The sequence below is a fragment of the Ramlibacter montanisoli genome, assembly GCF_013087525.1.
Taxonomy (GTDB): Bacteria; Pseudomonadota; Gammaproteobacteria; order Burkholderiales; family Burkholderiaceae_C; genus Ramlibacter; species Ramlibacter montanisoli.
Genome location: NZ_JABFCS010000001.1, coordinates 1,187,348 through 1,204,605, shown reverse-complemented (window position 1 = coordinate 1,204,605; position 17,258 = coordinate 1,187,348). Strand labels below are relative to the sequence as shown.

General features: G+C 69.0%; 10 protein-coding genes and 7 pseudogenes. 8 read left to right on the top strand and 9 right to left on the bottom strand.

Going from position 1 to position 17,258, the window contains the following annotated elements; translation table 11 throughout:
- Position 1: 1 nt before the first annotated feature.
- From HK415_RS06205 to HK415_RS06180, 6 genes and pseudogenes are all read left to right on the top strand, one after another.
- Positions 2–973: a tripartite tricarboxylate transporter substrate binding protein gene (locus tag HK415_RS06205; RefSeq protein ID WP_171557396.1), complete on the top strand. Its 972-nt coding sequence runs from the start codon at positions 2–4 to the stop codon at positions 971–973.
- Positions 970–2,239 (top strand): annotated as a pseudogene (locus tag HK415_RS06200) (3-isopropylmalate dehydratase large subunit). The gene HK415_RS06205 and the pseudogene HK415_RS06200 overlap by 4 nt, the downstream one beginning before the upstream one ends.
- Positions 2,229–2,728 (top strand): annotated as a pseudogene (locus HK415_RS06195) (LeuD/DmdB family oxidoreductase small subunit). Before HK415_RS06200 ends, HK415_RS06195 begins: the two co-directional pseudogenes overlap by 11 nt.
- Positions 2,725–4,155 (top strand): dihydroorotase, encoded by a 1,431-nt coding sequence (locus HK415_RS26175; RefSeq protein ID WP_216369743.1) that lies wholly within the window; start codon positions 2,725–2,727, stop codon positions 4,153–4,155. Before HK415_RS06195 ends, HK415_RS26175 begins: the two are co-directional and overlap by 4 nt.
- A 48-nt stretch (positions 4,156–4,203) precedes the next feature.
- Positions 4,204–5,558: pseudogene (locus HK415_RS06185) on the top strand (FAD-dependent oxidoreductase).
- Positions 5,555–6,412, top strand: a complete 858-nt coding sequence (locus tag HK415_RS06180) for an isocitrate lyase/PEP mutase family protein (protein WP_171557394.1) — start codon at positions 5,555–5,557, stop codon at positions 6,410–6,412. Before HK415_RS06185 ends, HK415_RS06180 begins: the two are co-directional and overlap by 4 nt.
- Positions 6,413–6,528: 116 nt before the next feature.
- Here HK415_RS06180 and fdx read toward each other — a convergent pair whose 3' ends face one another.
- From fdx to uvrB, 9 genes and pseudogenes are all read right to left on the bottom strand, one after another.
- The gene (fdx, locus tag HK415_RS06175) at positions 6,529–6,867 is read right to left on the bottom strand and encodes an ISC system 2Fe-2S type ferredoxin (protein ID WP_171557391.1); all 339 of its coding nucleotides are present in this window, start codon (positions 6,865–6,867) and stop codon (positions 6,529–6,531) included.
- Positions 6,868–6,875: 8 nt separating this feature from the next.
- Positions 6,876–8,732: a Fe-S protein assembly chaperone HscA gene (gene hscA, locus HK415_RS06170; RefSeq protein WP_171557389.1), complete on the bottom strand. Its 1,857-nt coding sequence runs from the start codon at positions 8,730–8,732 to the stop codon at positions 6,876–6,878.
- A gap of 19 nt (positions 8,733–8,751) precedes the next feature.
- On the bottom strand, positions 8,752–9,270 hold the full coding sequence (gene hscB, locus HK415_RS06165; RefSeq protein ID WP_171557386.1) for a Fe-S protein assembly co-chaperone HscB: 519 nt from the start codon (positions 9,268–9,270) through the stop codon (positions 8,752–8,754).
- Positions 9,271–9,272: 2 nt separating this feature from the next.
- Complete coding sequence (gene iscA, locus HK415_RS06160; protein ID WP_171557383.1) at positions 9,273–9,596, bottom strand: iron-sulfur cluster assembly protein IscA; 324 nt, start codon at positions 9,594–9,596, stop codon at positions 9,273–9,275.
- 5 nt (positions 9,597–9,601) lie between these two features.
- A pseudogene (iscU, locus tag HK415_RS06155) lies at positions 9,602–9,986 on the bottom strand (Fe-S cluster assembly scaffold IscU).
- A gap of 25 nt (positions 9,987–10,011) precedes the next feature.
- Positions 10,012–11,230: pseudogene (locus tag HK415_RS06150) on the bottom strand (IscS subfamily cysteine desulfurase).
- Between the two features lie 25 nt (positions 11,231–11,255).
- Positions 11,256–11,792: a Fe-S cluster assembly transcriptional regulator IscR gene (gene iscR, locus HK415_RS06145; protein ID WP_171557380.1), complete on the bottom strand. Its 537-nt coding sequence runs from the start codon at positions 11,790–11,792 to the stop codon at positions 11,256–11,258.
- 222 nt (positions 11,793–12,014) lie between these two features.
- Positions 12,015–12,470 (bottom strand): annotated as a pseudogene (locus HK415_RS06140) (low molecular weight protein-tyrosine-phosphatase); the annotation flags it as partial.
- Positions 12,471–12,493: 23 nt separating this feature from the next.
- A pseudogene (gene uvrB / locus HK415_RS06135) lies at positions 12,494–14,603 on the bottom strand (excinuclease ABC subunit UvrB).
- Positions 14,604–14,695: 92 nt separating this feature from the next.
- On the opposite strand from uvrB, the gene HK415_RS06130 reads away from it, so the two are divergent.
- Together HK415_RS06130 and HK415_RS06125 are read left to right on the top strand one after the other, a co-directional pair.
- Positions 14,696–15,895 carry an amino acid aminotransferase gene (locus HK415_RS06130; protein ID WP_171557375.1) on the top strand — a complete coding sequence of 400 codons (1,200 nt, stop codon included), beginning with the start codon at positions 14,696–14,698 and terminating at the stop codon, positions 15,893–15,895.
- Positions 15,896–15,923: 28 nt separating this feature from the next.
- Complete coding sequence (locus tag HK415_RS06125) at positions 15,924–17,234, top strand: BaiN/RdsA family NAD(P)/FAD-dependent oxidoreductase (RefSeq protein ID WP_309246597.1); 1,311 nt, start codon at positions 15,924–15,926, stop codon at positions 17,232–17,234.
- Positions 17,235–17,258: the final 24 nt, after the last annotated feature.

Genomic DNA, 17,258 nt, shown 5'->3' with positions numbered 1-17,258 from the left:
CATGGAACTCGACTCTTTCCTCTCCCGCCGCCGGCTGATCGCCGCGGCCCTCCTCGCCGCGGCCGGCGGTGCGCGTGCCCAAGGCACGCAGGCGCCCGTGCGCATCCTGGTCGTCGCGCCGGCCGGCGGCACCACCGACACCATGGCGCGCGCGCTGGCAACCGAACTCGGTCGCGCGCTGGGCCGCGTGGTCGTGGTGGAGAACCGCCCCGGCGCCGGCGGCAACATCGCCGCCGACCTGGTGGCCAAGGCGCCACCGGACGGCAACACGCTGCTCATGAGCTTCACCAGCCATGCGATCAACGCCAGCCTGTATCCCTCGCTGCCCTTCGACCCGGAGAAGGACTTCACGCCGCTGACCATGGTGTCCACCACGCCGGCGCTGCTGGTGGCGCATCCCTCGCTGCCGGCCAACAGCCTGCGCGAGCTGGTCGCACTGGCCAAGGCCAAGCCGGGCAAGCTGAACTTCGCCATCGGCGCGCTCGGCTCCTCGGTGCACCTGGCGGGCGAAGCCTTCAAGATGATGTCGGGGACCTACATCGTCAACATCCCCTACAAGGGCACCGCACCCGCCATCCAGGACGTGCTGGCCGGCCAGGTGGAACTGATGTTCGCCAACGTGGGCAACGCACAGGCGCACGTGCGCGCCGGCAAGCTCAAGGCACTGGGCGTCACCAGCCCACGCCGCCTCGCCGCCTTCCCGGACGTGCCGGCGATCGCCGAAGTGCTGCCCGGCTACCAGTCCAGTGCCTGGTTCGGGCTGTTCGCGCCCGCGCGCACGCCGCCCGAGCTGGTCAGGCGCCTGAGCGACGCGGCCCGCCAGGCCATTGCCTCGCCGGACGTGAAGAGGCGCATCGAGACCGAGGGCGCGACGCCGGTCGGCAACGCGCCGGAGGAATTTGCGCGCTTCGTGCACGAGGAGATCGGACGCTGGGCGAAGGTGGTGAAGTACTCGGGAGCCAAGCCGGAATGACCCCCGCCCAGTCGCTCGCGCAGAAACTCATCGCCCGCGCCGCGGGGCGGCAGGAGGTGCGCGTCGGCGAGATCGTCACCTGCAAGGTGGACCTCGCGATGTTCCACGACTCGTCCGGGCCGCGCCGCCTGCAGCCGATGCTGGAACAGCTGGGCGCGCAGATCTGGGACAAGTCGCGTGTCGTGCTGGTGATGGACCACTACGTGCCGGAGCGCAACGAGGACGCGCGCCGCATCGTGCGCATCGCCCGCGACTGGGCCCGCGACCAGCAGCTGCCGCACGTGTACGACTCGATCGGCATCTGCCACGTGGTGGTGCCGCAGCACGGGCACATCCGGCCCGGCATGTTCTGCGTCGGCGGCGACTCGCACTCGCCCACTGGCGGGGCCTTCGGCGCCTACATGTTCGGCATCGGCAGCACCGAGATGCTGGGCGTGGTGACCACGGGCGAGATCTGGGTGCAGGTGCCGCGCACCATCCGGATGCGCTGGTACGGGCGCCTGGGCCGCGCCGTGACCGCCAAGGACATGATGCTGGCGATGATCGGCCGCTTCGGCATGAACGGCGGCGGCTACCAGGCGGTGGAGTTCGCCGGCGAGGCCGTGCGCGCGCTGCCGATGGAGGAGAGGATGACCCTCGGAACATGAGCGCCGAACTCGGCGCGCAGGTCGGCCTGATCGCGCCGGACGACGTCACCCGCGAGTGGCTGGAGGCGCACGGCAGCGGCCCGGTGGAGATCACGCCCTGGTTCTCCGACCAGGGCAGCATCACCGAGGAGCACCGCTTCGAAGGCAGCGCGCTGGCGCCGCAGGTGGCAGCCCCTTCAGCCCCGCGAACGTCGCCGACGCCTCCGACTTCCGCAGCACGGCGGTCCAGGCCGCCTACATCGGCGCCTGCACTGGCGCCAAGCTGGAGGACCTGCGCTTCGCCGCCCGCGTCCTGCGCGGCAAGCGCGTGGCGGCCGGCGTGCGCCTGCTGGTGGCGCCGGCCAGCCACTCTGACCGCGATGCCGCCCAGCGCGAAGGCACGATGAAGGTGCTGGAGGACGCCGGCGCGCAGTTGCTGCCCAGCGCCTGCGGCGTCTGCGCCGGCTACGGCGACAGCTTCGCGGCCGGCGAGACGGTGATCTCCAGCACGGCGCGCAACTTCCGGGGCCGCATGGGCCCGCCGACCACCAAGGTGTACCTCGCCTCGGCGTACACCGTCGCCGCGTCCGCGGTGGCGGGCCGCATCATCGATCCGCGCGAGGTGCTCGATGGGCGCTGAACTGCACCGCGTGTGGCGGGTCGGGCCCGACGTCGACACCGACGCCTTGGCGCCGGGCGCCTGGATGCAGCACGGCGTGGACGTCATCGCGCAGCATTGCCTCGAGTCGCTGCTGCCCCCTTCGCCGCCGGCGTGCGGCCCGGCGACGTGCTGGTGGCCGGCCGCAACTTCGGCATCGGTTCCTCGCGCGAACAGGCGGCCGGCGCGCTGCGTCACCTGGGCATCGCCGCGGTGATCGCGCCTTCCTACTCGGGCCTGTTCTTCCGCAACGCCTTCAACCTGGGGTTGCTGCTGCTCACCTGCCCCGGCTGCGACGTGATCCACGAAGGTGAGCGCATCGCCTTCGATGCCCGCGCCGGCACCGTCACGCGCCCGGGCAACCAGGTGCTGCAGGCCGACCCCATCCCCGGCTTCCTGCTCGACATGGTCGAGGCGGGTGGCCTGCTGCCCCAGCTGCAACAACGCTTCCAGGCGAGGACGACACCGTGAACGCTCCCCTCTACGACCTCCTGATCAAGAACGTGCGCGTGGTCCGCCCGCAGGGCAACGCCGTGCATGCCGGGGACATCGCCATCCGCGACGGCAAGTTCGCTCGGGTGGCACCCGGCATCGATCCTACGCAGGCCAGGCAGGTGCAGGACGGCCGCGGCCTGCTGGCCTTCCCCGGCGTGGTGGACGCGCACATGCACTCCGGCATCTACTCGCCGCTGGGCGAGGACGCGGTGACGGAATCGAAGGCGGCGGCCATGGGCGGCGTCACCTCCAGCCTGAACTACTTCCGCACCGGCCAGTACTACCTGAACAAGGGCGGGCCCTACGCGGACTTCTATCCCGAGGTGCTGGAGATTTCGAAGAACCGCTTCCACGTCGACTACGGCTACCACCTGGCGCCGATGGACCGCACGCACATCGAGGAGATCCCGATGCTGATCGAGAAGCACGGCGTCTCCAGCTTCAAGATCTTCATGTTCTACGGCTCGCACGGCCTGCACGGCGCCAGCGACTCGCAGCGCCAGTTCCTGATGATCGGCGAGGACGAGCGCTACGACTTCGCGCACTTCGAATTCATCATGCGCGGCATCCAGGCGGCGCGCGAGCGCATGCCCGAGCGCGCGCACCAGATCTCGCTGTCGCTGCACTGCGAAACGGCGGAAATCATGACCGCCTACACCAAACTGGTGGAGAAGGACTCCTCGCTCTCCGGACTGGCCGCCTACAGCGCCTCGCGGCCGCAGCACTCGGAAGGCCTGGCCGTGTTCATCGCCAGCTACCTGGCCAACGAGACCGCCCTGCCCAACATCAACCTGCTGCACCTGAGCTCGCGCAAGGCGGTGCAGGCGGCGCTGCTGATGGCCGACGCCTTCCCGCACATCGACTTCAAGCGCGAGGTGACCATCGGCCACCTGATGCTGGACATCCATTCGCCGGCGGCCGAACTGGCGAAGGTGAACCCGCCGATCCGCCCGCGCGCCGACGTGGAATTTCTCTGGCAGGCGCTGCTGGCCGGCGAGCTGGACTGGGTGGTGTCCGACCACGCCTGCTGCCGCCACGAGACCAAGGTGCCCAAGCACTACTTCGGCAACATCTGGATGGCCAAGAGCGGCTTCGGCGGCACCGAGTACCTGCTGCCCTCGCTGGTGAGCGAAGGGACGCGGCGCGGCATGGACTACAACCACATGGCGCGCGTGACCAGCTGGACGCCGGCGCAGCGCTTCGGCCTGAACCGCAAGGGCGACATCGCCGAGGGCTACGACGCCGACCTGGCGCTGGTCGATCCGGCCAGGACCTGGACCATCCACGCCAAGGACTCGCCCTCCACGCAGGGCTACACGCCTTTCGAGGGCCTGAGCTGTCGGCGCGGGTGGAAGCCACCTACCTGCGCGGCGAGCAGATCTACGCGCAGGACCGCGGGGTGATCGGCCAGCCGCGCGGGCAGTACCTGTTCCGCCCCACCACCTGAACGCATGACCGCTGCTGCTCCCCGCATCGTCCGCGCCGAGCGCCTGGAGGCGCCGGTGCGCGTGCCGGTGGCCATCGTCGGCGGCGGCGCCTGCGGCCTGGTGGCGGCGATCGCGCTGGCCGATGCCGGCGTGGAGTGCGTGGTGCTGGAGCGCGATGCGACGCCCAGCGGCTCCACCGCCCTGTCCTCCGGCTTCATCCCGGCGGCCGGCACGCGGGCCCAGGCGGCGCAAGGCATCTCCGACAGCGTGGAGGTGTTCGCGGAGGACATCGTCCGCAAGAACAAGGCGACCGGGGCACTGCACCTGGTGCGCGCCTATGCGGAAGCCGCCGCGCCGGCGCTGGACCGGCTGGCGGACCACGGCTTGCATTTCGAGGTGCTGGACAACTTCCTCTACCCGGGTCATCGCGTGCACCGCATGCACACGCTGCCGCAGCGCACCGGCGCCGCGCTGGTCGCCGCGCTGCTGGATGCGGCGACGCGGGCCGGCGTGGACGTGCTGCCCTCCGCGCACGTGACCGAACTCTGGGCCGATACTCAGGATCGCATCCTCGGCGTCGGCATCGCGCGTCCCGGCGGCGCGCTGGAGCACATCGCCTGCGACACGCTGCTGCTGGCCTGCAACGGCTTCGGCGGCAACGCACAGCTCGTGCGCGACCTGCTGCCGGAAATGCGCGACGCGACCTTCGCGGGCCACGCCGGCAACGACGGCAGCGCCATCCTCTGGGGCCAGGCGCTGGGCGCGGCGCTCGCCGACCTCGGCGGCTACCAGGGGCACGGCTCCTGGGTGGTGCCGCAGGGCGCCTTGATGACCTGGGCCGTGATGATGGAAGGCGGCGTGCAACTCAATGCGCGCGGCGAACGCTTTCACGACGAGAAGCAGGGCTACTCGGAAGCGGCCGTGGACGTGCTGGCGCAGCCCGGGGCACGGCCTGGAACGTGTTCGGCGATGCGCAGCTGGCGCTGGCGCGCGAGTTCCCGGACTTCCGCGAGGCGGAGGCAGCGGGCGCGCTGCGCACGGCCGCGGACCGTGATGTGCTGGCCGCGATCATCGGCTGCGCGCCTTCCGCGCTGGCGCCGGAGATCGAGCGCTTCGGCCCGCCCTTCCACGCCGTGCGCGTCACCGGCGCCCTGTTCCACACGCAAGGCGGCCTCGACATCGACGCGCGCTGCCGCGTGCGCCGCGGCGACGGCTCCCTGTTCCCCAACCTGCTGGCCGCCGGCGGCGCCGCGCGCGGCGTCAGCGGCAACGCGGTCTGGGGCTATCTCTCCGGCAACGGCCTCTTGAGCGCGATCGCCGGCGGCTGGATCGCCGCCGGCACCGCGGCCGCGCAACTGCGGCCAGGAAAGCAGCCATGACCTCCCTGAAGACCTTGCTGGCCCGGCCGCAGCCCCTGCTGGCGCCGGGCGTGTACGACGCGCTCAGCGCCCTGCTGGCGGAACAGGCCGGCTTCGAGGCGCTCTACCTGTCCGGCGCCTCGATCGCCTACACGCGCCTGGGCCGCTCCGACGTCGGCCTGACGACCGCCACCGAGGTCGCCCAGACGCTGGCGCACATCACGGACCGCGTGCGGCTGCCGGTGATCGTCGATGGCGACACCGGCTTCGGCAATGCGCTGAACGTCCAGCGCACGGTGCGCGAGTTCGAGAGGGCCGGCGCGGCCATGATCCAGCTGGAGGACCAGGGCTTTCCCAAGCGCTGCGGCCACCTCGATGGCAAGGCGGTGGTGGGAGTGAACGAGATGTGCGGCAAGCTGCGGGCGGCCCTGGATGCGCGGCGCAGCAGCGAGACGCTGATCCTCGCCCGCACCGATGCGCTCGCCATCGAAGGGCTGGACGCGGCGCTGGAGCGCGCCGAGCGCTACCTGGAGTGCGGAGTGGACGCGCTGTTCATCGAGGCGCTGCGCAGCCCCGAGCAGATGCGCGCCGCCTGCGATCGCTTCGCGTCGCGGATTCCGCTGCTGGCCAACATGGTGGAAGGCGGCAAGACGCCGGTGCTGGATGCGCAGGAGCTGGGGCGGATCGGATTCCGCATCGTCATCTTCCCTGGCGGCACGGCGCGGGCGGTGGCGCACACGCTGGCGCGCTATTACGGCACGCTCAGGCAGGACGGCACGACGGCGGCGATGCGCGGGGAGATGCTGGATTTCGACGGGCTGAACGCCGTGATCGGGACGCCGGAGTTGCTGGCGGCGGGGAAGAAGTACGAGTAGCGCGTCGCGCATCGCTGGGGTGCGGCTTCGCGCTTACCCCAGCCTACATGACACCACGATGCCGTTGCCGCCCGTAGGCTGGCGGTGAGGCGCAGCCGAACCCCAGCGCTCCGTCCTCAATGCTTCTCTTTGGCGTGGTTGATCGAATACTTCGGGATCTCCACCACCAGGTCTTCCTGCGCCAGGATCGCCTGGCAGGACAGCCGCGAGTTCGGCTCCAGGCCCCAGGCCCGGTCCAGCAGGTCTTCCTCGTTCTCGTCCATCTCGTTGAGCGACTGGAAGCCCTTGCGCACGATGCAGTGGCAGGTCGTGCAGGCGCAGCTCATGTCGCAGGCGTGCTCGATCTCGATGCCGTTGTCCAGCAGGGCCTCGCAGATGGACGTGCCCGCGGGCGCCTTCACCTCGGCCCCCTCGGGGCAGTATTCGGGATGGGGCAGGATCTTTATCGTGGGCATGGTAGGGACTAGATCGCCTCGAGGTTCTTGCCTGCAAGGGCCTTGCGGATGCCCTCGTTCATCCGCTGTGCCGCGAAGGCTTCCGTGCCCTGGGCCAGCGCCTTCACGGCGGCTTCGACCACGGCGGCGTCTTCGCTGTTCTTCGCGGTCTCGCGCAGCGTGGCCATCAGCGCCTCGATCTCGCGGCGCTCCTCGGGCAACAGCAGGTCACCGTCGGCGTCCAGCGCGCTCACGGTGGCGATGATCATGCGCTCGGCGTCCACCCGCGCTTCGGTCAGCGCCCGCACCTTCATGTCGGCCTCGGCGGTGGTGAAGCTCTCGCGCAGCATGGTGGCGATCTGCTCGTCGGACAGGCCGTAGGAGGGCTTGACGACGATGTGCGCCTCGACGCCGCTGCCCTGCTCGCGCGCCGACACGTCCAGCAGGCCGTCGGCGTCCACCGTGAAGGTGACGCGGATGCGGGCGGCCCCGGCCGCCATCGGCGGGATGCCGCGCAGCTCGAAGCGCGCCAGGCTGCGGCAGTCGGCGACCAGGTCGCGCTCGCCCTGCACCACGTGGATCGCCATCGCGGTCTGGCCGTCCTTGAAGGTGGTGAAGTCCTGCGCCTTGGCCGTCGGGATGGTCTCGTTGCGCGGCACGATGCGCTCCACCAGCCCGCCCATGGTCTCGATGCCCAGCGACAGCGGGATCACGTCCAGCAGCAGCAGCTCGCCCTGCGGGTTGTTGCCGGCCAGCTGGTTGGCCTGGATGGCGGCGCCCAGGGCAACCACCTCGTCGGGATTCAAATTGGTCAGCGGCGGCTTGCCGAAGAAATCGGCCACGGCCTGGCGCACCTGCGGCATGCGGGTGGAGCCGCCCACCAGCACCACGCCCTGCACTTCGTCCTTGGTGAGCTTGGCGTCGCGCAGCGCGCGCACCGCACCCATGGTGCGGGCGGTCAGGTCGCCGGTTTCCAGCTCGAAGTCCTTGCGCGCGACCCGCACGTCCACGCGCCGGCCGCCCACGGCGACGGTCGCCGTCACGGCGTCCTGCTCGGACAGCTGCTCCTTCACCTGGCGCGCCAGCATCTTGATGGCGGCCTTCTCGGAGGCCGTCTCCGGCGAAGCCTTCGCCTGCCGCAGCAGCCAGTCGGCCAGCGCCCGGTCATAGTCGTCGCCGCCCAGGGCGGAATCGCCGCCGGTGGACACCACCTCGAACACGCCCTGCGACAGGCGCAGGATGGAGATGTCGAAGGTGCCGCCGCCCAGGTCGTAGACCGCGTAGACGCCTTCGCTGGCGTTGTCCAGGCCGTAGGCGATGGCCGCCGCCGTCGGCTCGTTGATCAGCCGCAAGACGTTCAGGCCGGCCAGCTGCGCGGCGTCCTTGGTCGCCTGGCGCTGGGCCTCGTCGAAGTAGGCGGGCACGGTGATCACCGCGCCGTAGAGGTCTTCGTTGAAAGTGTCCTCGGCCCGGTAGCGCAGCGTGGCCAGGATCTCCGCGCTCACTTCCACCGGCGACTTCTCGCCTTCGCGCGTGTGCAGCGTGACCATGCCGGGATGGTCGGCGAAGCGGTAGGGCAGTTTCTCGCGGCCGGCGATGTCCGCCAGGCCGCGGCCCATGAAGCGCTTGGCCGAGGCGATGGTGTTCTCGGGGTCCTCGGCCTGCGCGGCGTGCGCGTCGAAGCCGATCTGGCGGCGGCCGTCACCGAGGTAACGCACGACGGAAGGCAGGATCACGCGCCCTTGCGCATCGGGCAGGCATTCGGCCACGCCGTTGCGCACCGAGGCCACCAGCGAATGCGTGGTGCCCAGGTCGATGCCGACGGCGATGCGGCGCTGGTGGGGGTCGGGCGAGGCGCCCGGTTCGGAGATCTGCAGCAGGGACATGGCAATTCTTGGGAGCCCGCTATTGTCCCAGTTGCGCGAGCCGGGACTCCACGTCCCCGGCAAAGCGCTCGATGAACATGAGGGCTCTCACGCGCTGAGCCGCCGCCGGCGCATCGCCTTCGAGGTCCAGCAGCTGCTGGATGTCGGCCAGCATCTCGCGCCGGCGCTGCAGCACCCGCTCCGACAGCTCCTGCAGCGCTTCCTCGCTGGAGGCCTCGTCCAGCGCTTCCCGCCATTCCATCTGCTCCATCAGGAACTCCGGCGGCATGGCGGTGTTGTTCTCGGCGTCGATGGGGGCGCCCAGCCGCTCGCACAGGTAGCTGGCACGCTTGAGCGGGTCCTTCAGGCGCTGGTAGGCTTCGTTGATGCGCACCGACCACTGCAGGGCCGCGCGCTGCGCGCTGGCGCCCTGGCCGGCGAAGCGGTCGGGGTGGGCTTCCCGCTGCAGGTCCTTCCAGCGTGAATCGATCGCCGAACGCTCCTGGGCGAAGCGCTGCGGCAGGCCGAACAGCTCGAAGTCGCTGGAGTGGAGCTTCACCTTCAGACGCGGAAACTCTCTCCGCAGCCGCAGCGGTCCCGCTCGTTGGGGTTGTTGAAGCGGAAGCCCTCGTTCAGGCCCTCGCGCACGAAATCGAGTTCCGTGCCGTCGATGTAGGCCAGGCTCTTGGGGTCCACCAGCAGCTTGACGCCGTGGTTCTCGAAGACCACGTCCTCGGGAGCCACTTCGTCCACGTACTCCAGCTTGTAGGCCAGGCCGGAACAGCCGGTGGTCTTGACGCCGAGGCGCACGCCCACGCCCTTGCCCCGTTTGGCAAGGTAGCGTGTCACGTGCCGCGCCGCGGCTTGGGTCAGGGACACTGCCATCGCCTTCAGTTCGCGTGTTTCTTCTTGTAGTCCTCGACGGCCGCCTTGATGGCGTCCTCGGCGAGGATGGAGCAGTGGATCTTCACCGGCGGCAGCGCCAGTTCCTCGGCGATCTGCGCGTTCTTGATCGAAGCTGCCTGGTCCAGCGTCTTGCCCTTGACCCACTCGGTCACGAGCGAGCTGGAGGCGATGGCGGAGCCGCAGCCGTAGGTCTTGAAGCGCGCGTCCTCGATCACGCCCGTCTGCGGGTTCACCTTGATCTGCAAGCATCACGTCGCCGCAGGCCGGCGCGCCCACCATGCCGGTGCCCACGCTCTCGTCACCTTTTTCGAAGGAGCCGACGTTGCGCGGGTTCTCGTAATGCTCGACGACTTTCTGGGAATAAGCCATGTTGGTACTCCTGATTCCGTGTTTCTTAGTGGGCCGTCCACTGGATGGTGCTGATGTCGATGCCGTCCTGGTACATCTCCCACAAGGGGCTCAGCTCCCGCAGCTTGGTGACGTTCTCGCGGATCGTCGTCACGGCGTAATCGATTTCCTCTTCGGTCGTGAAGCGGCCGATGGTCATGCGCAGGCTGCTGTGCGCCAGCTCGTCGCTGCGGCCCAGGGCGCGCAGCACGTAGCTGGGTTCCAGCGAAGCGGAGGTGCAGGCCGAGCCCGAAGACACCGCCAGGCCCTTGATGCCCATGATCAGCGACTCGCCCTCGACGAAGTTGAAGCTCATGTTGAGGTTGTGCGGAACGCGGTGCTCCGTGTTCCCGTTGATGAACACCTGCTCGATGTCCTTCAGTCCGTCCAGCAGGCGCTGCTGCAGCTTGCGCGCGTGCGCCACGTCCTTCTGCATCTCTTCCCTGGCGAGGCGGAAGGCCTCGCCCATGCCCACGATCTGGTGCGTGGGCAGCGTGCCCGAGCGCATGCCGCGCTCGTGGCCGCCGCCGTGCATCTGCGCTTCCAGGCGCACGCGCGGCTTGCGGCGAACGTACAGGGCACCGATGCCCTTGGGGCCGGGTCTTGTGCGAGGCCAGGCTCATCAGGTCCACGGGCAGCTTCTTCAGGTCGATCTCGACCTTGCCGGTGGCCTGCGCCGCGTCCACGTGGAACAGCACGCCCTTCTCGCGGCAGATGGCGCCCAGCGTCGGGATGTCCTGCACCACGCCGATCTCGTTGTTCACGAACATGACCGAGGCCAGGATGGTGTCCGGGCGGATCGCCGCCTTGAACTTGTCCAGGTCCAGCATGCCGTCTTCCTGCACGTCGAGGTAAGTCACCTCGAAGCCCTGGCGCTCCAGCTCCCGCATGGTGTCGAGCACGGCCTTGTGCTCGGTCTTCACCGTGATCAGGTGCTTGCCCTTGGACTGGTAGAAGTGCGCCGCGCCCTTGATGGCGAGGTTGTTCGATTCCGTCGCTCCCGAAGTCCAGACGATCTCGCGCGGATCGGCACCGATCAGGTCGGCGACCTGCTGGCGCGCCTTCTCGACCGCTTCCTCCGCCTCCCAGCCCCAGGCATGGCTGCGGGAAGCCGGGTTGCCGAAGTGCTCGCGCAACCAGGGGATCATGGCGTCGACCACGCGCGGGTCGACCGGCGTGGTGGCGCCGTAGTCCATGTAGATCGGGAAGTGGGGCGTCATGTCCATCGTTGTCACACCGTCGGATTCGTTCTTATTGCTTGACCAGGGAATTGCCGAGCGCGAACACCGAGTTCGGCGCGTTGACGCGGATGGGCTTGACCACCGGCTGGCTGGAGATCGCGCGCTTGGGCGCCGGCTTGTCCTCGATCTGCATGCCCTTGGCCAGCTGGTCGTCCACCAGCTTCTGCAGCGTGACGGAATCCAGGAACTCCACCATGCGCTGGTTGAGCGCGGACCACAGCTCGTGCGTCATGCAGCGGCCGCCGTCGCCCTGGCAGTTTTCCTTGCCGGCGCACTGGGTGGCGTCGATCGGCTCGTCCACCGACACGATGATGTCGGCCACGGTGATCTCGGTCGCCTTGCGGCCGAGCGTGTAGCCGCCGCCCGGGCCCCGGGTGGATTCCACGAGTTCGTGCCGGCGCAGCTTGCCGAACAGCTGCTCCAGGTAGGACAGCGAGATCTGCTGGCGCTGGCTGATCGCCGCCAGGGTGACGGGACCATTGTTCTGGCGCAGTGCCAGGTCGATCATCGCGGTGACCGCAAAGCGGCCTTTGGTCGTGAGACGCATCGCTAGCTCCTTGTTGCTGGCTTGCTTGCCTTTACCTCGCGCGGCACCCGCCACGCCAGGCCGTCTCCACCCATGCTCCGGCTTGGGGCCGGCCCTCTGGCCGGGCACGACGCCCGGCTCCGTTGACTCTCTCTTGGGTTTCCTGACTGTTTCCGTCAAGTATACCAGAAGCCCCGTCACCCAGCTCGGGTACTCAGGTCTTTCTGCAGTGCAGCAAGCCCGTCAGCCGGCCAGCTCCGCCCTCACGTGCCGCAGCAGTCCCTCGCAGGCGGCCTCCACGTGGTCCAGGACGGTCTCGAAGCCCTTGGTGCCGCCGTAGTAGGGATCCGCGACCACCTCGCCGAGACCGGCCGGCGCGAACTCCATCAGGCGCCTGAGCTTGGGACGGTGCTGCGGCGGACAGTCTTCCTCCAGCAAGGCCAGGTTCTCGTGATCCATCGCAAGGATCAGGTCGAATCGCTCGAAGTCCGAGGGTTTCACCTGGCGCGCCCGCAGCGCCGACAGGTCGTAGCCGCGCCGGGAGGCATGGTGGCTGCTGCGCTCGTCCGGCGGGGAGCCCACGTGGTAGTCGTGGGTGCCGGCGGAGTCGATGTGGATGCGGTCCGCCAGCCCCTCGCGCTGCACGAGGTGGCGAAAGACGCCCTCCGCCGTGGGGCTGCGGCAGATGTTGCCCATGCAGACCATCAGGACGGCGTACTTCCTCATTTCTTCTTGGCCGTGTCGATGGGCACCACGTTGTCGTGCACGACGGCGCCGAAGGCCTGTTCCTTGAGCAGCGCGAGCTGGTCGCGCACGCGGGCGGCCTTCTCGAACTCCAGGTTGCGGGCGTGCTCCAGCATCTGCTTTTCCAGCTGCTTGATGCGCTTGGAGATGTCCTTCTCGGACATGTCCTCCACCATCGCGCGCTGCAGTTCCTGCTTCTCCTGCTCCTTGCTCGCCTTCTCGCTGTAGACGCCGTCGATCAGGTCGCGCACCTGCTTCTGGATGCTGCGCGGCGTGATGCCGTGCGCCAGGTTGTGTGCGACCTGCTTCTCGCGCCGCCGCTCGGTTTCGTCGATGGCCTTCTTCATCGAGTCGGTCATCCGGTCCGCGTACAGGATCGCGCGGCCGTTCAGGTTGCGCGCGGCCCGGCCGATGGTCTGGATCAGCGAGCGCTCGGCGCGCAGGAAGCCTTCCTTGTCCGCGTCCAGGATGGCCACCAGCGACACCTCCGGGATGTCCAGGCCTTCGCGCAGCAGGTTGATGCCCACCAGCACGTCGAACTGGCCCAGCCGCAGGTCGCGCAGGATCTCCACCCGCTCCACGGTGTCCACGTCGCTGTGCAGGTAGCGCACCTTCACGCCGTTGTCGCTGAGGTAGTCGGTGAGCTGCTCCGCCATCCGCTTGGTCAGCGTGGTGATCAGCACGCGCTCGTTCTTCTCCACCCGCAGGCGGATCTCCTGCAGCACGTCGTCCACCTGGTGGGTGGCGGGACGCACTTCCACCACCGGGTCGATCAGGCCGGTGGGGCGCACCAGTTGCTCCACCACCTGGCCGGCATGGGTCTTCTCGTAGTCGGCGGGGGTGGCCGACACGAAGATCACCTGCCGCATGCGCGTCTCGAACTCCTCGAACTTCAGCGGCCGGTTGTCCATGGCCGAAGGCAGGCGGAAGCCGTACTCCACCAGCGTTTCCTTGCGGGCGCGGTCGCCGGCGTACATGCCATTGAGCTGGCCGATCATCTGGTGGCTCTCGTCCAGGAACATCAGCGAGTCCTTGGGCAGGTAGTCCGTCAGCGTGGACGGCGGCGCCCCGGGCGGCGCGCCCGAAAGGTGGCGCGTGTAGTTCTCGATGCCCTTGCAGTGCCCCAGCTCGGACAGCATCTCCAGGTCGAAGCGGGTGCGCTGCTCCAGGCGCTGCGCCTCGACCAGCTTGCCCTGCTTGACGAAGTGGTCCAGCCGGTCCCTCAGCTCCAGCTTGATCGACTCCACGGCCGACACGACCTTCTCGCGCGGCGTCACGTAGTGGCTGGAGGGATAGACCGTAAAGCGCGGAACCTTCTGGCGGATGCGGCCGGTCAGCGGGTCGAACAGCTGCAGCGTCTCGATCTCGTCGTCGAACAGCTCGATGCGGATCGCCAGCTCCGAGTGTTCCGCCGGGAAGATGTCGATGGTGTCGCCGCGCACGCGGAAGGTCCCGCGCGAGAAGTCCTGCTCGTTGCGGTTGTACTGCATGCGAATGAGCTGGCCGATCACGTCGCGCTGGCCGATCTTGTCGCCCACCCGCACGATGAAGCGCATCTGCGTGTAGTCCTCGGGGGCGCCGATGCCGGATCGCCGACACCGTCGCCACGATCACCGTGTCGCGCCGCTCCAGCACGCTCTTGGTGGCCGACAGCCGCATCTGCTCGATGTGCTCGTTGATCGAGCTGTCCTTCTCGATGAACAGGTCGCGCTGGGGGACGTAGGCTTCCGGCTGGTAGTAGTCGTAGTAGCTCACGAAGTACTCCACGGCGTTCTTCGGGAAGAACTCGCGGAATTCGCTATAGAGCTGCGCGGCCAGGGTCTTGTTGGGCGCGAACACGATCGCCGGCCGGCCCAGGCGGGCGATCACGTTGGCCATGGTGAAGGTCTTGCCGGAGCCGGTCACGCCCAGCAGGGTCTGGAACACCTCGCCGTCGTTGACGCCTTCCACCAGCTTCTCGATCGCCTGCGGCTGGTCGCCGGCCGGCGGATAGGGCATGAAGAGCTCGAACGGGGAGCCGGGGAAGCTGATGAACTGGCCCTTTTTCTCGTCCTGCTGGGCCTGCGTTGCCTCGGGTATTGCGCTCATTCGGTGTGTATCTGGTCGACCCATTAAAATTGCGGGCAGCCGGCCAGCGTACAACAGGCCGGGCGTTCGTGCCACCGCATCCAAGGAACCCCATGTCTCTCTTCAACGCCGTCGAAATGGCGCCCCGCGACCCGATCCTCGGGCTGACCGAGCAGTTCGTTGCCGATCCGAACCCGAAAAAGGTGAACCTCGGCGTGGGGGTGTATTACGACGACAACGGCAAGCTGCCGCTGCTGGAGTGCGTGCAGAAGGCCGAGGAAAAGATGATGGCCGCCCACGCGGCCCGCGGCTACCTGCCGATCGATGGCATCGCGGCCTATGACGCCGCGATCAAGGCCCTGGTATTTGGGGCCGATTCGGAAGCCGTCAAGAGCGGCCGCGTCGCCACCGTGCAGGCCCTGGGCGGCACCGGCGGCCTGAAGATCGGCGCCGACTTCCTGAAGAAGCTGAACCCCACCGCCAAGGTGCTGATCAGCGACCCGAGCTGGGAAAACCACCGCGGCATCTTCCGCGACGCGGGCTTCACGGTCGAGAACTACCCTTACTACGACGCCGACAAGCGCGGCATCGACATGGACGGCATGCTGACGGCGCTGAACACCGCGCCCGCCGGCACCATCGTCGTGCTGCATGCCTGCTGCCACAACCCGACCGGCTACGACCTCACGGCCGCCCAGTGGGACCAGGTGGTCGCGGCGGTCAAGGCGCGCAAGCTGGTGGCCTTCCTCGACATGGCCTACCAGGGCTTTGGCCAGGGCATCGCCGAGGACGGCATCGCGGTCGCCAAGTTCCTCGCCTCCGGCGAGGACTTCCTGGTGTCCACCTCCTTCTCCAAGAGCCTGAGCCTGTACGGCGAGCGCGTCGGCGCCCTGTCCGTGCTGTGCCAGAACAAGGACGAGGCCACGCGCGTGCTGTCGCAGCTGAAGATCGTCATCCGCACCAACTACAGCAACCCGCCCACGCACGGCGGCCAGGTGGCGGCCACCATCCTCAACACGCCGGAACTGCGCGCGCTGTGGGAAAAGGAACTGGCCGCGATGCGCGTGCGCATCAAGGAAATGCGCGGCGCGCTGGTGGGCAAGCTCAAGGAAAAAGGCGTGCAGCGCGACTTCGGCTTCATCACGCAGCAGGTCGGCATGTTCAGCTACTCGGGCCTGACCAAGGAGCAGATGGTCCGCCTGCGCAACGAGTTCGGCGTGTACGGCATCGAGAGCGGCCGCATCTGCGTGGCCGCCTTGAACAGCAAGAACATCGACTACGTCGCCGAGTCCATTGCCACCGTCGTCCGCTAAGGACGCGGCGGCGGCCGGCCGCGTCGCCGTGATCGGCGGCGGACCGGCCGGCCTGATGGCCGCCGAAGTGCTGGCCGCGGGCGGCGCGCAGGTCGACCTGTTCGACGCCATGGCCACGGTGGGACGCAAGTTCCTGCTGGCCGGCCGCGGCGGCCTGAACCTCACGCATTCGGAACCCACGGCCAAGCTGCTCACGCGCTATGGGGAGCGCGAGAGCGCACTGCACGACGCGGTCAGCGCCTTCGATGGCGAGGCGGTGCGCGCCTGGGCCGCCGGCCTGGGCATCGCAACCTTCGTCGGCACCTCCGGCCGCGTCTTCCCCACCGACATGAAGGCGGCGCCGCTGCTGCGCGCCTGGCTGCACCGGCTGCGCGCCGCCGGGGTGCGGGTGCATCCGCGGCATCGCTGGACCGGCTGGACGGAGGATGGCGCGCTGCGTTTCGTCACGCCGGGCGGCGAGGTCACGCACCATGCCGACGCCACCCTGCTGGCCCTGGGCGGCGCGAGCTGGTCGCGCCTGGGCTCCGACGGCGCCTGGCTGCCCTGGCTGCAGGAGCGCGGCGTGGAAGTCGCGCCGCTGCAGCCTTCCAACTGCGGCTTCGACGTGGCCCCGACCGCGCCGGGTCGAGCCGGCTGGAGCGATTACCTGCGCGAGCGCTTCGCAGGCCAGCCGCTGAAGACAGTCGCCGCAGCCGTGGCCCCCGGTAGGCTGGCGGTGAGCGAAGCGAACCCCAGCGCGTCGCGCATCGCTGGGGTTCCTGGCGTCACCCCAGCCTACGGGTGGCAGCGCGGCGAGTTCGTGATCACCGACACCGGCGTCGAGGGCAGCCTCGTCTACGCCTTGAGCGCCATGCTGCGCGACGAGATCACGGCCAGCGGCGGAGCCACCCTCCTGGTCGACCTGCTGCCACAGCACGACGCCGCGCAGGTGCTGGAGGAAACGCGCCGGCCCCGCGGCCCGCGCAGCCTGTCCACCCATCTGAAGAGCCGCCTGGGCATCCAGGGCGTCAAGATGGCGCTGCTGCACGAGATGCTGACCCCCGCGAAGCTGGCCGACCCGGCGGAGCTGGCCCGTGCCTTGAAGGCCCTGCCGATCACGCTGCTGCGCCCTCGTCCCATCGACGAGGCGATCAGCACCGCCGGCGGGGTGCGCTTCGAGGCCCTGGACGCGCGCGGCATGCTGCGCGCCCTGCCCGGCGTCTTCTGCGCCGGCGAGATGCTGGACTGGGAAGCGCCCACCGGCGGCTACCTGCTGACCGCCTGCATGGCGACCGGCCGCGCCGCCGCGCAGGGCGTGCTGGAATGGCTCGCGGCGGCGGCGAAGCCACCTGAGGGATAATCGCGGGTTCGTTCCCTTCAACCC

Bases quoted from the DNA above. Each gene is read 5' to 3' on its own strand.
- HK415_RS06205 (WP_171557396.1), top strand. From the start codon at position 2: ATGGAACTCGACTCTTTCCTCTCCCGCCGCCGGCTGATCGCCGCGGCC.
- HK415_RS06180 (WP_171557394.1), top strand. From the start codon at position 5,555: ATGACCTCCCTGAAGACCTTGCTGGCCCGGCCGCAGCCCCTGCTGGCG.
- fdx (WP_171557391.1), bottom strand. From the start codon at position 6,867: ATGCCCACGATAAAGATCCTGCCCCATCCCGAATACTGCCCCGAGGGG.
- hscA (WP_171557389.1), bottom strand. From the start codon at position 8,732: ATGTCCCTGCTGCAGATCTCCGAACCGGGCGCCTCGCCCGACCCCCAC.
- iscA (WP_171557383.1), bottom strand. From the start codon at position 9,596: ATGGCAGTGTCCCTGACCCAAGCCGCGGCGCGGCACGTGACACGCTAC.
- iscR (WP_171557380.1), bottom strand. From the start codon at position 11,792: ATGCGTCTCACGACCAAAGGCCGCTTTGCGGTCACCGCGATGATCGAC.
- HK415_RS06130 (WP_171557375.1), top strand. From the start codon at position 14,696: ATGTCTCTCTTCAACGCCGTCGAAATGGCGCCCCGCGACCCGATCCTC.